General features: G+C 56.1%; 15 protein-coding genes. 11 read left to right on the top strand and 4 right to left on the bottom strand.

The features are described 5' to 3' along the window. The first annotated feature begins 51 nt into the window (after positions 1 to 51). Positions 52 to 843: a sulfite exporter TauE/SafE family protein gene (locus tag ACT3RT_RS18490; RefSeq protein WP_496203529.1), complete on the top strand. Its 792-nt coding sequence runs from the start codon at positions 52 to 54 to the stop codon at positions 841 to 843. Positions 844 to 956: 113 nt separating this feature from the next. On the opposite strand, the gene ACT3RT_RS18485 is transcribed toward ACT3RT_RS18490, so the two are convergent. Continuing rightward, positions 957 to 1,874 (bottom strand): LysR family transcriptional regulator, encoded by a 918-nt coding sequence (locus ACT3RT_RS18485; protein ID WP_496203528.1) that lies wholly within the window; start codon positions 1,872 to 1,874, stop codon positions 957 to 959. A gap of 95 nt (positions 1,875 to 1,969) precedes the next feature. On the opposite strand from ACT3RT_RS18485, the gene ACT3RT_RS18480 reads away from it, so the two are divergent. The 9 genes from ACT3RT_RS18480 (at position 1,970) to argE (ending at position 9,892) form a co-directional block, all read left to right on the top strand. Then, positions 1,970 to 2,944 (top strand): NmrA/HSCARG family protein, encoded by a 975-nt coding sequence (locus tag ACT3RT_RS18480; RefSeq protein WP_496203527.1) that lies wholly within the window; start codon positions 1,970 to 1,972, stop codon positions 2,942 to 2,944. Positions 2,945 to 3,258: 314 nt separating this feature from the next. After that, positions 3,259 to 4,134, top strand: a complete 876-nt coding sequence (locus ACT3RT_RS18475) for a MurR/RpiR family transcriptional regulator (RefSeq protein WP_496203526.1) — start codon at positions 3,259 to 3,261, stop codon at positions 4,132 to 4,134. Positions 4,135 to 4,177: 43 nt separating this feature from the next. Further along, the gene (locus tag ACT3RT_RS18470) at positions 4,178 to 5,164 is read left to right on the top strand and encodes an agmatinase (RefSeq protein ID WP_496203525.1); all 987 of its coding nucleotides are present in this window, start codon (positions 4,178 to 4,180) and stop codon (positions 5,162 to 5,164) included. Positions 5,165 to 5,260: 96 nt separating this feature from the next. Further along, on the top strand, positions 5,261 to 6,061 hold the full coding sequence (locus ACT3RT_RS18465) for a transporter substrate-binding domain-containing protein (RefSeq protein ID WP_496203524.1): 801 nt from the start codon (positions 5,261 to 5,263) through the stop codon (positions 6,059 to 6,061). An 89-nt stretch (positions 6,062 to 6,150) separates the two neighbouring features. After that, on the top strand, positions 6,151 to 6,822 hold the full coding sequence (locus ACT3RT_RS18460) for an amino acid ABC transporter permease (RefSeq protein WP_353504097.1): 672 nt from the start codon (positions 6,151 to 6,153) through the stop codon (positions 6,820 to 6,822). Further along, a complete protein-coding gene (locus ACT3RT_RS18455) occupies positions 6,819 to 7,487 on the top strand; it encodes an amino acid ABC transporter permease (RefSeq protein ID WP_353504096.1) in 669 nt (222 codons plus the stop codon). Before ACT3RT_RS18460 ends, ACT3RT_RS18455 begins: the two co-directional genes overlap by 4 nt. Then, positions 7,474 to 8,226: an amino acid ABC transporter ATP-binding protein gene (locus tag ACT3RT_RS18450; protein ID WP_496200739.1), complete on the top strand. Its 753-nt coding sequence runs from the start codon at positions 7,474 to 7,476 to the stop codon at positions 8,224 to 8,226. Before ACT3RT_RS18455 ends, ACT3RT_RS18450 begins: the two co-directional genes overlap by 14 nt. An 84-nt stretch (positions 8,227 to 8,310) precedes the next feature. Further along, a complete protein-coding gene (locus ACT3RT_RS18445; protein WP_353504272.1) occupies positions 8,311 to 8,721 on the top strand; it encodes a RidA family protein in 411 nt (136 codons plus the stop codon). 10 nt (positions 8,722 to 8,731) lie between these two features. Next, a complete protein-coding gene (argE, locus tag ACT3RT_RS18440) occupies positions 8,732 to 9,892 on the top strand; it encodes an acetylornithine deacetylase (RefSeq protein ID WP_496203523.1) in 1,161 nt (386 codons plus the stop codon). Here the strand turns inward: argE and ACT3RT_RS18435 are convergent. Continuing rightward, a complete protein-coding gene (locus ACT3RT_RS18435; RefSeq protein WP_496203522.1) occupies positions 9,860 to 10,498 on the bottom strand; it encodes an NADPH-dependent F420 reductase in 639 nt (212 codons plus the stop codon). The two genes, argE and ACT3RT_RS18435, sit on opposite strands and share 33 nt — an antisense overlap. Before the next feature lie 101 nt (positions 10,499 to 10,599). Here ACT3RT_RS18435 and ACT3RT_RS18430 point away from each other — a divergent pair, with 101 nt between their 5' ends. Beyond that, on the top strand, positions 10,600 to 11,493 hold the full coding sequence (locus tag ACT3RT_RS18430) for a LysR substrate-binding domain-containing protein (protein ID WP_496203521.1): 894 nt from the start codon (positions 10,600 to 10,602) through the stop codon (positions 11,491 to 11,493). A gap of 30 nt (positions 11,494 to 11,523) precedes the next feature. Here the strand turns inward: ACT3RT_RS18430 and ACT3RT_RS18425 are convergent, their stop codons facing one another. Next, positions 11,524 to 12,102: a flavin reductase family protein gene (locus ACT3RT_RS18425; RefSeq protein ID WP_496203520.1), complete on the bottom strand. Its 579-nt coding sequence runs from the start codon at positions 12,100 to 12,102 to the stop codon at positions 11,524 to 11,526. Between the two features lie 748 nt (positions 12,103 to 12,850). After that, positions 12,851 to 13,333 carry a nucleotide triphosphate diphosphatase NUDT15 gene (locus tag ACT3RT_RS18420; RefSeq protein WP_496203519.1) on the bottom strand — a complete coding sequence of 161 codons (483 nt, stop codon included), beginning with the start codon at positions 13,331 to 13,333 and terminating at the stop codon, positions 12,851 to 12,853. Positions 13,334 to 13,381: the final 48 nt, after the last annotated feature.

Here is a 13,381-nt window from a genome sequence, read left to right as displayed (position 1 = left end):
AACTGGCACTTTTTATCATACTGGTTGTGGCCGATATTAGCCTTTTTGCTGATGAGAAACCAATCCCCGATGCCGCCAATCCCACTGGAACTCACCGCCACAACGCTGCTCATTACCTTCGCCGCCGTCTTCCCGATCTGCTTTATGAAGGGCGCGTTTGGCGGAGGCTTTGCCATCGTCGGCATTCCGCTCCTATCGCTGGTGATGGACCCCGTCACGGCCGGCGGGATGCTCGCACCGCTGTTTGTCGCTATGGATCTGTTTAGCCTGCGCTATTGGAAACCTTCCACGTGGTCGAAGCCGGATTTACGCCTGTTGGTACCCGGCTTAGTGGCAGGGATTGTTGTCGGATATGGGTTTTTCCGCCTGCTCGACCACCGCGCGATTGCCATCGCCATGGCCGCCGTGACGCTGCTGTTTGTCGGGCTGTGGTTGAAGTCTGGTGGAGAGGTCAGCGTACGCCCGCGCTCTTCCCCCAAAGCGGTCGTGGCGGGCGTCACCTCCGGCATCACCACGATGGTTGCCCACTCCGGTGGCCCGCCATTGGCGATTTATCTATTACCCCTTGGGCTGAGCAAACAGATGTATGCCGGGACCACCAGCATGTTCTTCACCGTGGGCAATATTCTCAAGGCCGCGCCCTGGCTGCTCATCGCCCGCCCCACGGGTAATGTGCTGACTCTGACCCTCATCGGCCTACTCGCCATCCCCTCCGGCGTCTGGCTAGGGTGGAAGTTGCAATCCAGACTCAACCAGCAGCAAATGTACCGCGCCTGCTATGGGCTGTTGGTGGTGTCGGCCCTAAAATTACTCTGGGATGGCGTTGGGGGTTATATCAAATAGCGGGGCGCAGCTTACCGACGCTTGGATCAAACAGGGGAATCTCGGTAGCATAACGAATGGCTCGAAGGAAGAGTTAGTGGGCAAGAATGTGGTGACGGGGTGACCAAGCTGCTTTAACTGGCCGCCGTTTTCTCTTTCACCCATCCTAAAATCACCTCTCGCACCCAGCGCTGCCCGGCGTGGCCGTGGTTGCGCTCGTGCCAAATCATGCTGACCTCGAACTGTTCCGCCAGCCAGGGGACTTCGGCCTGCGCGAGCCGTTCCGTCATCACCTGCTGTAGCAGCCGCCGGGGAACCAGCGCAACCAGATCGCTGATGGCGACGATTTGCGGCACGAAAAGGAAGGACGCCGCCGACATCACCACCCGGCGCTCAAGACCAAAGGTCGCCAGCGCTTCGTCGATTGGAGTAGTAAAACCGCCGCCGGAGGGGGAAACAATCACCTGCTCCAGCTGGGCAAATGCCTCCATGCTCAACTCGGCACTGAGTGCCGGATGCCCGCGCCGCCCCACCAGCACATAGTCTTCATCAAATAAATGGCGGGTTCGCAGCTGGGCGTGGCGGCTCTCCGGCGTGACAATTGCCAGATCAATCTCACCGCTGGCCAGCTGTGGCTCCAGCTGGTCGGGGATATAGTGGCGCAGCGCAATGCGCACGCCCGGCGCCCGTTGGCGCAGAGCCAGCACCAGCGGCATCACCACGGCGGCCTGAATGTAGTCGGTGCAGGCGATGGTCAGGGTCAGCTGCGCGCTCTGCGGATGAAAGTCTTTATGAGTTTGCAGCGTGCGCCGCAGCTGATCCAAAGCATCACGCAGTGGCCCCAGCAGCTCGAGCGCCTTGGCGGTGGGTGTCATGCCGCGCCGGGCAGGCACCAGCAGTGGGTCATCAAACATCTCGCGCAGGCGATTGAGCTGCGCGCTGACCGCGGGCTGGCTGAGGTTGAGCCGCGCCGCCGCCTTAGTGACGTTCTGTTCGGCAAGCAGGGCTTCAAAGGTAACCAGCAGGTTGAGATCAATGCGCGTGGTATCCATCAGATGGATTCCTTAATATAAATTAATCGATTTCTGTTATCGCTGAGTTCTGCTGATAATGCAAGTTCACCCCCATTATCAGGCAGGAAAAGTCGATGAACTCTTCTCATAAACCCCTTGTTACCGTAGTCGGTGCGCTGAGTAAGCAGGGCCGCAGCGTGGTGCAAACCCTGCTGCAAAGTCAGCGTTATCAGGTGCGAGCGTTAACCCGCCGCGTGGACTCCCCCGAGGCGCAGGAGCTGGCCCGTCAAGGTGCCGAGTTGGTAGCTGTGCCCCTCGAGTTAGGCCACAAAACGCAGTTTGTTGAGGCGTTTAAAGGCGCGCGGGCCGCCTTTCTGATGACGCCGCCCATTGCGCCGGATGCTGATTATGCTGAAAGCGACGAAGCCCCGCTGGGCAAAGAGCTGGCCGACGCTGCCGTCGAAGCGGGCGTGGAGCACATCGTTTTCACCGCGCTGGAAAATGTCGAAAGTATTACCGCAGGCAAAAAGTGGGTGCCGCACTTCACCGATAAAGGCCGGGTCGAGGAGTATATCCGCGCCCTGCCGGTCACCAGCTCCTTCATCTATATGGCATTCTTTTACACCAATATTTTGGAGTATTACCAGCCGCGCCTTCAGGGCGACACCCTGATTTTCCCCCTGTATTTACCCGAAAATCACCGCGCGCCCTTTGTCGATCCCCTGACCGCCACCGGGCCAGCGGTGCTAGAGATCTTGGATCATCGCGAGAAATACGCTGGCCAGTCGTTGCCGGTGATTGGCGAATTCCTCTCGCCCAGGGAGATTGTCGACACCTTTAGCCGCGTGACCGGTATCAAGGCGGCCTACACCTCGGCCTTTACCCGTGAAGAGTTGGTGCAACATTTCCCGTCATTCGCCGGAATGAATGCGCTGGTTGATGAAGTGGTGGGCATGGCCGAATACGCCGTGGAGTATGGCTATTATCGCTCGGACCGCGACCTTGAGTGGAGCAGGCGCATCAATCCCGCCAGCCTGACGTGGGAACAATTTCTGAAAACCACCGGCTGGCAAGGGGAAGGCACCACCTTCGGGCGGCCTCACGGCTAGGCTGCACGCTTGACGCTAAATGTCGCAAAAGGTGCAACAAAAGTGGCAAATGCGCCTTGATGATCGCCCCTGCGCACCAATCTGGCGCAGGGGTAAATGCCTCGCACTCCCCCCAATATGGCAAACAGCAAAACACTCAGAACTATTTTTCGCCTCTGGTGAATCATTTAAATCACCCACCTAATCCCCCTGCCACTTTTTAGGCTTTCCGCACAAAAAATATCCAGCCGATTTTGATTCAACTGTTTCACTCTGGAAAAAATTTGGCATGGCCGTTGCAACCATCATGAGAGAGACATCGATGGCGAGGCCCTATGGAACAGCAAGCATTGGTTCAGATAATCAAAGATCAGTATGAGTCTTTACCCAAGCAGGTAAAGCTGGTGGCAAGCTTTGTGCTGAATTACCCGCAGGAAGTGGCGGTGATGTCGATGCGTGAACAGGCCAAGCTGGCCGGGCTTCCTCCTTCGACCATGACGCGTTTCGCCAAGCGATTGGGCTTTTCCGGCTATGACGACGTTCGCGAGATTTTTATCAATGCCTTGCGCAATAAAGGTAATGAATACAGCTCCAGAGTGTCGGCGCTGGTCGAAATGAAACAGAAGGTCGGCGAAAGCTCACTGGTGCTGGATTTGGCGAACACCACCATCTCCCACATTCAGTCGCTGTGTCAGGCCAGCAATCTGGCCTCCATTGTCAGCGCGGCCAAGACTCTGTCGCAGGCGCGCAATATTTATTGCGTGGGCATGCGCGCCTCTTTCTCCATCGCCTTTCATTTTTATCACGTGGCGTCCTACTTCCAGAACAACCTGATTTTGGTGGAAGGGGCCGGTGAAAGCGGCCTGATGACCCTGATGCACAGCATCGGCCCGAAAGACGTACTGCTGGTTTGCAGTCTTTCACCCTATTCGCGCCGCGCCGTGGTGTTGACCCGCTATATGGCGCAGCAAAAGGCCAAAATCGTCGCCATCACGGATGACGCCAGTTCGCCCGTCGCGCGTTTGGCGAGTGACACCATTTTGGTCCAGAAGCAGACCACCTCGTTTTTCGACGCCATGACGCCGGCTTTTTTAGTCAGCGAACTCTTATCCACGCTGATGGCGGCCACGGCGAAAGTCGATGTCCGCGCCTGCGTGACCGACACCGAAGAGAAGCTGTGGCTGATGGGCGAATGGTGGAGTCACAAATAGATCTTACCCGGCCCTTAGCGACCCTAATTGATAGGAAATAAAGATGAGCGTTTACAAACCAGAACTGACCACCGCCCCGAAACATGGCCACAAAAGCCTGCTCTATTCAGAAGTCGTTAGCGACCTGAATACTCTGGATTCCGTGGATATCGCCGTGCTCGGCATTCCTTATGGCTCGCCGTATTCGATTGATGAAGTGACCAACGATCAGACCAACGCCCCGACCGCCGTGCGTCAGGCGACCGACCGCGCCGTGCGCAGCATTGAGCGTTATGACTTTGATATCGGCGGCCCGCTGATGGACAACCAGCCTATCCGCATGGTCGATTGCGGCGACATCGCCGGTGACGCCCGCCAGCTCAACGGCCATTACGACGCGGCAGAAACCGTGGTGCGCAAAATCCTCTCCCTCGGCGGCATGCCGCTGATTATCGGCGGCGACCACGGCGTGCCGATCCCGGTACTGCGCGCACTGGACGGCATCGGCCCTATTACCCTGATTCAAATCGATTCCCACCTGGACTGGCGTCAGGAGGTGAATGGCGTGACCGACGGCTACTCCAGTCCTATCCGCCGCGCCTCTGAAATGGCTCACGTCGGCGAAATCTTCCAGATTGGCCTGCGTGCCAACGGCTCCGCCCGCCAGGAAGAAGTGGACGCCGCGCTGGCCTACGGCGCCCACCTGATCACCGCCCATGAGCTGCATGACGAAGGCGTCGAGGCTATTCTCAGGCGCATTCCCGACGGCGGCAATTACTACCTGACCATGGATGCCGATGGCATCGACCCGACCATCATGCCCGCCGTGGCTGGCCCGGCGCTGGGCGGCGTGACCTACAGCGAAGCGCGCAAACTGATCCACGGATTGGTGAAGAAGGGCCGCGTGGTGGGAATGGATATCGTTGAAATCACACCGAAAAAAGACCTCAACGGTATTACCGCCATCACCGCCTGCCGGTTCTTCGTCAACCTGATTGGCATGGCCGTGCGGGCCGGATACTTCAATAAATTAAGTGCCAATAAAGAGTAAAGCGTCAACACCAGAGAGCCTTCATCGGCCCAACTTATAAGCGCAGCCGACTGCGCAATAAAACCATTCATCACTTCACTACACAGGATAACCGCAATGAAAACTCGTCGTGTACTTGCTGCTTATGTCCTACCTGTCTTACTCGGCGCGGCCAGCGCCATGTTTAGCCTGACCGCCAGCGCCGAAAACGTGCTGGATAAAGTGATGGCGGCTAAAAACCTGCGCGTCGCCATTCCGGTGGACTACCCGCCGTACGGCTATGTCGGCGCTTCCATGGAGCCGGAAGGCATTGACGTCGACGTCGCTAAGCTGATTGGTCAAAAGCTAGGAGTAAAAGTCACCTTAATTCCGGTCACCGCGCCGAACCGCGTGCCTTATCTGCAAACCGGCAAGGCCGATATGACTATCTCCTCATTAGGCAAAACCGCAGAACGCGCCAAAGTGATTGATTTCAGTATTGCCTATGCGCCGTTCTTCGACGCGGTGTTCGGCAGCAGCAAGCAGGACATCACCACTTTCGCCCAGTTATCGGGCAAAAAGGTCGGGGTGACGCGCGGCTCAATGGAAGACCAAGAGCTGACCAGCCAGTCGCCAAACGCCATTCCTCAGCGTTTTGAAGATAACAACAGCACAGTGGCGGCTTATCTCTCCGGGCAGACGCAGTTTATGGCGATTGGCACCCCGGTGGCGGGCGCCATGATGAAAAAGGACCCGAAGCTCGACCTGCATATGAAAGTGATGTTGGCCAACTCGCCGTGCTACGTCGGCATGCCCAAGGACCAGCCACAGCTGGTTGCTAAGGTGAATGACATTATCCGCGCCGCCAAGGCAGACGGCACGCTGGATAAGCTTTCTGAGAAATGGCTGGGCGGTCCGGCAGGCAACTTACCGGAATAACCCGCAGTAATTCCCCCTGCCGCACTGCGCTGGCGGGGGAGTGAAACGCCACTATCGGGCATTTATGCCACTTGAGGAGCCGAGTCTCTATGTTTGATTTTACTTCCGTGCTGCAGCAGTGGCCGCTATTGCTCAGTGGCACCCTGATCACGCTAGTCATGACGCTGATATCGACCTTCTTGGGTATTTGTCTTGGGATCGCCAGCGGCTGGGCGCGCGCTAACGGCCGCGGGGTATTACGGCTATTGGTGGCCTGCTATGTCGAACTGCTGCGCAACACGCCTTACGTGGTGCAGTTGTTCTTTATCTTTTTCGGCCTGCCGGTGCTGGGCATTCACTTGTCAGCCATCGAGGCCAGCACCCTGTCTCTGGTGCTCAACCTGGGGGCGTATAGCTCAGAGATCGTCCGCGCGGGGATCCAAAACACCCCGCGCAGCCAGATTGAAGCGGCGCAAAGTCTGGCGCTCAACCCTTGGCAAATCTTCACCCGCGTGGTGTTACCCCCGGCCCTTGGGCGCGTCTGGCCCAGCATGATCAGTCAGGTGGTTATCATCATGCTGGGGTCGGCGGTCTGTAGCCAAATCTCTACCGAGGAGCTGTCTTACGCCGCCAACCTGATTGCCAGCCGCTCTTTCCGCAACTTTGAGTCTTACATCGTGGCGACGGCGATCTACCTGCTGCTTGCCATCGCGGTGCGTCAGTTTCTTGGCTGGTTCGGCCCGCGCTTCATCTTTGGTCCACAAACAGGAAAAAGATCATGAGTGATTTCTCACTGTGGGACATCTATCGCAACCTGCTGCTGGCGCTGCGCTGGACTGTCGGGCTGTCGCTGATTGCCTTTATTGGCGGCGGCCTTGTCGGCGCCATCCTGCTGGTCATGCGCCTGTCCCATCGCCGCTGGCTGCAAATCCTCGTGGTGATTTACGTCAACCTGTTTCAGGGCACACCACTGCTGATGCAGCTGTTTTTGACCTACTTTGGACTGGCGCTGTTTGGCATTGATACCACCCCGCTGGTGGCCGCCAGCCTCTGTTTAACCCTCTACGCCAGCGCCTATCTGACCGATATCTGGCGCGGCAGCGTGGAGAGCATTTCCAAGCAGCAGTGGGAGGCCTCCGCCAGTCTTGCGCTCTCTTTCGGCGAGCAGCTGCGCTACGTGATTTTGCCGCAGGCGGTGCGCGTGGCTATCGCCCCGACCGTGGGCTTTATGGTGCAGGCGGTAAAAGCCACGGCGCTGGCCTCGGTGATTGGCTTTGTCGAGCTAACACGCTCTGGGCAGATTATTGCCAACGCCACCTTCTCACCATTTTTGGTATACGGCAGCGTGGCGCTGCTCTATTTCATCCTCTGTTTTCCGCTCTCGCTGTGGAGCCGGTATCTCGAAAAACAAGTAATGCGTGGAGCTGATAACCATGACCGAAATTAACCACACCGAGGCCGGGTTTGCGGTCGTTGATATCACCGGTTTGCACAAACGCTTTGGCGACAATGAGGTGCTGAAGGGCATTGATCTGAAGATCAAACGCAAAGAAGTGGTGTGCATTTTGGGCAAAAGCGGCTCGGGCAAAAGCACCCTGCTGCGCTGCATTAACGGGCTGGAGAGCTTTCACCAGGGCACGTTAACCGTCGACGGCCAGGCCTTGCGCCATGACGACCCGGCCGCCATGCGCGAGCTGCGCCAAAACGTCGGCATGATTTTCCAGAGCTTCAACCTGTTCCCGCATCTCACCGTGGGTCGCAACATCATGCTGGCCCCGACGCTGGTCAAAAAACTGCAAAAAGAGTCGGCGGAGCGCGCCGCGCGAACACTGCTGGCCCGCGTCGGTCTGGAGGAAAAATTTGATATGTGGCCCGCCAGCCTCTCCGGGGGCCAGCAGCAGCGCGTGGCGATTGCCCGTGCGCTGGCGATGAACCCGGAGGTACTACTGTGTGACGAAATCACCTCGGCGCTCGATCCCGAGCTGGTGGGCGAAGTGCTACAAGTGATTGAAACCCTCGCCGAAGAGGGCATGACCATCATCATGGTGACTCATGAAATGAACTTTGCGCGCAAAGTCAGCGATCGCATCGTCTTTATGCATCAGGGGAAAGTCCACGAAGTGGGCACCCCTGCCCAAATTTTCAACGCACCTCAGACGCCGGAGCTTAAGCAGTTCCTTGCCTAACTTCAGCAGCAGCGTTACGCAATTTTACGGGGCATTCCCCCACCTTGAGTCCAACACCTTAATTCAGTAAACCAGGAGAAAAGCATCATGGCACATACCCGTATTCGCCCGTTTAACACCAAAGTCACCTACCCTGAACAGAATCTGGATAATGATTTATGTCAGGCCGTGGTCGCCGGAAATATGGTGTTTTTGCGCGGTCAGATTGGTCAAGACCTCGATACCCGCGAATCGGTCGGCAAGGGCGACGTCGCGGCACAAACCGAACAAGCGATGTACAACATTAACATGCTGTTAGAAGAGTCGGGCAGCAAGCTGGAAGACATCTGCAAAATCACCGTGTACCTTACCGATGTACGTTACCGCGAGACGGTTTACAACATCATGGGTCGCTGGTTGAAAGGGGTGTTCCCGGTCTCTACCGGCCTGATGATCACCTCGCTGGCGCGCCCAGAGTGGTGGGTTGAGATTGACGTTATCGCTGTAAAATCATAAGGAAAGCGTGATGCAGACCGTAATAGATATCCTGTCTAAATTGGTGAGTTTTAACACCATTAGCCTGCAGTCTAATCTGGCGATGATTGACTATATCGACACCTATCTGGCCGATTATGGCATTGCGGCTCGCCGGGTTTATAGCGAAGACGGTCTGCGTGCCAACCTTTACGCCACCATTGGCAATCCTCATCGTGGGGGGATCTGCTTTTCGGGTCACTCCGATGTGGTTCCCGTTGAAGGCCAGCCCTGGTCGCAAGACCCCTTTGTGCTGACGGCCCGCGATGGCCGCCTCTATGGTCGCGGCAGCGCCGACATGAAAGGCTACTTGGCCTGCGTGCTGGCGCTGGTGCCCGAATTTATTGAAGCCACGCGCCATCCGGACGCCGCGCCGGTACACATTGCGGTCAGCTACGATGAAGAGATCGGCTGCGTCGGCGTACGCGGCCTGCTGGATGAGTTATCGCGCGACGCCGTGCGCCCGAGTGGTTGCATCGTCGGTGAGCCGACCCTGATGAAAGTCGCCACGGCGCATAAAGGCAAAAGCGCGTGGCGCTGCGCGGTGCACGGGCAGGCAGCCCACTCCTCTCAGCCCGATTTGGGGGTGAATGCGATTGAAATTGCCGCCGAACTGGTGACTTTTTTGCGCCAGCAGGGCAAAGGCTGGCAGCAGGAGGCGGGCGACGCGCGCTACGATCCGCCGTGGTCCACGGTGCAAGTCGGCACCATTAAAGGCGGAACCGCCGTCAACGTGGTGCCGGACCACTGCGAATTCGACTTTGAAATTCGCGCCCTGCCCGGCTCTCCCCACCAGCAGCTGCCCCAAACCTTGCAGCAGTGGGCGAGCCAACAGTTGATCCCCGATATGCGCCGCGTCAGCCCGGACACGGATATCCGCCTGTCGCAGCAAGTCGCCTATCCGGGACTGCAAGACGATGAGTCGATGGACGCCCTCAAGCAGCAATGCGCCAGCGCGCTGCCCCAGCACGACTTCGAATCCGTGGCTTTTGGCACCGAAGCCGGGTTGTTCCAGCAGGCTGGCATCACTACCGTGATTTGCGGCCCCGGCTCCATTACTCAGGCGCACAAGGCCGACGAATACATTGAGCTAACTCAGCTGGAACTCTGCCTGACCTTTTTACGCAAGATGGTTAGTGGCGGCAGCCTGTAACCCCGCTTTCAGCTGCTCTTTGTTGAGCGGCACGCAATAGACTGGCGTTCCGGCTTCGAAACGCCAACCTTCCGCCAACCCACCGGCGTCCACCACGTCAAAACCGAACTCGTCGAGCAGCGCCGTAACAATGACCTTGCCCTGCGCATCATCACCGGCAATCGGCAAAGCGCGGCGTTCGGCAGCGGAAGCAGGCAGACCGTCACTCAGCAAATCATCCATTCTGATGGCGTTAAAGGCTTTGATCACCCGCGACTCGGGCAAATGCTTTGCCAACATTTCGCTGGTGGTGGTCTGGTGCTGGTCAAGTGCAGGGATGCGCCCATCGCGATCCGGATAGTAGTTGTTGGCATCAATCACCACTTTGCCCACCAGCGGCGCGGCGGGCACGCTGCGATAGGCCTCTAATGGAATGGCGATCACCACCACGTCGCCGAACTCGGCCGCCTGCTGCGGGGTTCCTGCCTCGCACTGGGTGGTGCGGGTTAAGGTAAATAATGTTTTGGGATCCCGCGAATTGCTCAACATCACCTGATGTCCCGCCGCTAAGGCCAGCTTGCTGATAGCCCGACCCACAAACCCTGCCCCAATAATGCCTATCTTCATGTTCTTCTCTCCAAGGTTGATGACAGAGTGAGCATGATTGATATAGATTCGAAGATAAATGGCCGTTTAAATTGATAACTAACAACCCAGAGTGGTGAATCATGGACAGACTGACCAGCATGAGCGTGTTTGTGAAATCAGCCGATTTAGGCTCTTTCGCCGCGACGGCGGACGCGCTGGACATGTCGCCGCAGATGGTGGCGAAGCACATCGCCGCGTTGGAGGCGCAGCTCGGCATTACATTGCTCAACCGCACCACCCGCCGCCAGCAGCTGACCGACGTGGGCCGCGCCTACTATGAACGCTGCAAGCGCGTGCTGTCCGAGGTGGAAGCCGCAGACTCGCTGGCGCTGGATATGCAAACTCATCCGAAAGGCATTTTGAAAGTCAGCGCGCCCATCACCTTCGGCGCTTTTACCATGCCCGCCTTTGTCACCCGTTTTCTGGCCCAGCACCCGGACATGCAGATAGACCTCTCCCTTGACGATCGCTACGTGGATCCTTTGGAAGAAGGCATTGAAGTAATTATTCGGCTGGGAGATTTGGTGGATTCGTCGCTGATTGCCCGCCGGCTCAGGCCTTACAGGCTCATCGCCTGCGCCTCGCCGGACTATCTGGCAAAGCGCGGCACGCCGGAAACGCTGGACGATTTGGCTCATCACGACTGCCTGCACTATGGCTCTTCCCCTGCCTCGCAGCCCTGCCGCTGGCTGTTTAGCCGCGACGGGAAAACGCAGGAAGTACATATCGAAGGGCGTTTTCACTGCAATAATTGGAATGCCTTACTGCACGCGGCGATCAGCGGCTTTGGCATTACGCTCGGCCCGGAAATCGTGCTGGAGAGTGAAGTCAAAGCAGGCCGACTGGTTCAGGTGTTAACCCAGTACCAAGGCCCGGCCCGCCCGATGCATATCGTCTATCCGCCCACTCGCCGACCAACGGCCAAACTCCGCAGCTTTGTGGATGCCATGGTGGCGGAGTTCGGCAATGAGTAAGCAAGACGCAGGGCTTTTCGCTTAAAACAGTTACTCTTTGTCGACTTGCAGGGACTCGCCAATGGCATAGAAGTTGCCGCCAGCGATGTAGTGCAAACTGCGGAAGTCCGGATCGGAGCTACCAAACGCCCAGTGGCCGTTTTTGAATACCCGCGTGTCGGCCCATGCGCCAATCACTTCGCCAATAAACAGGTCGTGGGCCTGCTGGTTGTGCGGCTCATTGATTAACCGGCACGATAACCACGCCGAGCAACCTTCAACAAAGGGGCCGTCGTGGCCTTCAATGCTGAACAGCTGCACGCCGGTTTTTACCAATTTATCCGGCTCGGTAAACAGGCTGCTGCGGCCTAAATCATAAGTCAGTTGCAACTGAGCCACGGTAGGAACCTGCAACACAAAGGTGCCGCTCTTTTCGATCAGCTCACGGGTTTTAGTGATTTTATCCAGCACCACCATCACTTTTGACGGGGTGAAGTCCAGCGCGCACGACCAGGCGGCGGTCATCACGTTATCCACCCCGCCGTGGCTGCCAGACACCAACACCGTCGGTCCATGATTGAGTAAGCGGTATGATTTTTCTAATTCTACTGGCGCAATAAATTCGTTCATCTAGGTCCCTTGGCGGCTATTTGCAGTTCGTTCGGCGGCATAACAATAGCAAAAGTCAGTAGCGGAGAAGAACAGATGAGTGAGAGAAAAGTTAAATTGCGGTGCGGCGTCCACAGAGGCAACTCATGGCTGGACTGATAAGAAAAAATGAAGGAATTTTGCAACAGAAATGAAAAAGCCCCAGCGATATTTGCCGGGGCTTTTATGGTACTACAGTGTTAGTAATTAACATTAATCAACTTATAACTTAATACTACTTCAAATGATGTACATAGCTTCACAGGATATATTGGTCACTCTTGTACTGCCGTCCTCCTATAATAAAATGGAATAAAGCATCAATCCTGTGTCATTTACCGGTTTCTCTGTTCGAAATAGAGGATCCGATAAGTACATCGCCCACGCGATATATACTCTTTGATGCGTTGCCTTACTTTCATCGCGACATTCTCGATCTCATACTTTCGTACCCAAATCGCGAACATTACTTTTAACAACAAGGCCTTACATCATCGCGCATTCCCATGCGTGCGATTGTACAAATTAACTACGTGGCTTGAAATCTTCATCACTCGAATTGGTTTTCATTCCTCTCCGCAGTGAATCTCCCATACAACAGTATTTCGTGGCCCGTATCGCACTCTGCTTTATAGAGTATTTAAAACTCTCTATATAACGATGAAGGAGGGGTAAGAAATACTTGTTACTTCAAACTTCGCTTCACCGTTGAGTCCTAATTTACTCGTTCTTAGCGGGGTGTCAACACTGTATTTAAGAACATGTTTTTATTCTCAGTCATACCCAATATTTTGATGAAATTTTTGATATTTCCCACCTTTTCAATCAAGTCATCAATAGGTTGAAAAAGCGGCTGTGGTAATTGGTCACAATTAAACCAGTGCCAGCCTTCGCACTTCTCTGGCTCGGTGTTAATCGGCTCGCCCTGCTCAGGTTTGGATTGCGCAACACAAAACAGCGTCACATAGTGTTTTTGCTCGAGAGTGAAAATATCGTTAACCCAAGGGCCGGGATGCACTACCTCGAGTTGCAAGCCTGTTTCTTCTAAAGCTTCTCTCCGGGCGCACAGTTCTGGCGTTTCGCCAAACTCTAAATGGCCGCCGGGAGCAGACCAAAAACCGGCACCGTGACTACCTTTTCGGCGGCCCAGCAACAATTTCCCCTCACGGAAAATCAGTACGCCGACGCCGATTCTGGGCATTAAACTCATCATTTATCTCCGTTAACTTCGCTTTGCTGGTCGCCATTTTTTCACCTCCAA

Origin of the sequence: Ewingella sp. AOP9-I1-14 (assembly GCF_052375995.1) — a bacterium.
GTDB classification, from domain to species: domain Bacteria; phylum Pseudomonadota; class Gammaproteobacteria; order Enterobacterales; family Enterobacteriaceae; genus Ewingella; species Ewingella allii.
The sequence above is the reverse complement of the archived record's forward strand: the minus strand, read 5'-3'. Positions and strand labels throughout refer to the sequence as shown.

Bases quoted from the DNA above. Each gene is read 5' to 3' on its own strand.
- ACT3RT_RS18490 (WP_496203529.1), top strand. From the start codon at position 52: ATGAGAAACCAATCCCCGATGCCGCCAATCCCACTGGAACTCACCGCC.
- ACT3RT_RS18425 (WP_496203520.1), bottom strand. From the start codon at position 12,102: ATGAACGAATTTATTGCGCCAGTAGAATTAGAAAAATCATACCGCTTA.
- ACT3RT_RS18470 (WP_496203525.1), top strand. From the start codon at position 4,178: ATGAGCGTTTACAAACCAGAACTGACCACCGCCCCGAAACATGGCCAC.
- ACT3RT_RS18435 (WP_496203522.1), bottom strand. From the start codon at position 10,498: ATGAAGATAGGCATTATTGGGGCAGGGTTTGTGGGTCGGGCTATCAGC.
- ACT3RT_RS18455 (WP_353504096.1), top strand. From the start codon at position 6,819: ATGAGTGATTTCTCACTGTGGGACATCTATCGCAACCTGCTGCTGGCG.
- ACT3RT_RS18460 (WP_353504097.1), top strand. From the start codon at position 6,151: ATGTTTGATTTTACTTCCGTGCTGCAGCAGTGGCCGCTATTGCTCAGT.
- ACT3RT_RS18430 (WP_496203521.1), top strand. From the start codon at position 10,600: ATGGACAGACTGACCAGCATGAGCGTGTTTGTGAAATCAGCCGATTTA.
- ACT3RT_RS18420 (WP_496203519.1), bottom strand. From the start codon at position 13,333: ATGATGAGTTTAATGCCCAGAATCGGCGTCGGCGTACTGATTTTCCGT.
- argE (WP_496203523.1), top strand. From the start codon at position 8,732: ATGCAGACCGTAATAGATATCCTGTCTAAATTGGTGAGTTTTAACACC.
- ACT3RT_RS18485 (WP_496203528.1), bottom strand. From the start codon at position 1,874: ATGGATACCACGCGCATTGATCTCAACCTGCTGGTTACCTTTGAAGCC.
- ACT3RT_RS18480 (WP_496203527.1), top strand. From the start codon at position 1,970: ATGAACTCTTCTCATAAACCCCTTGTTACCGTAGTCGGTGCGCTGAGT.
- ACT3RT_RS18465 (WP_496203524.1), top strand. From the start codon at position 5,261: ATGAAAACTCGTCGTGTACTTGCTGCTTATGTCCTACCTGTCTTACTC.
- ACT3RT_RS18475 (WP_496203526.1), top strand. From the start codon at position 3,259: ATGGAACAGCAAGCATTGGTTCAGATAATCAAAGATCAGTATGAGTCT.
- ACT3RT_RS18450 (WP_496200739.1), top strand. From the start codon at position 7,474: ATGACCGAAATTAACCACACCGAGGCCGGGTTTGCGGTCGTTGATATC.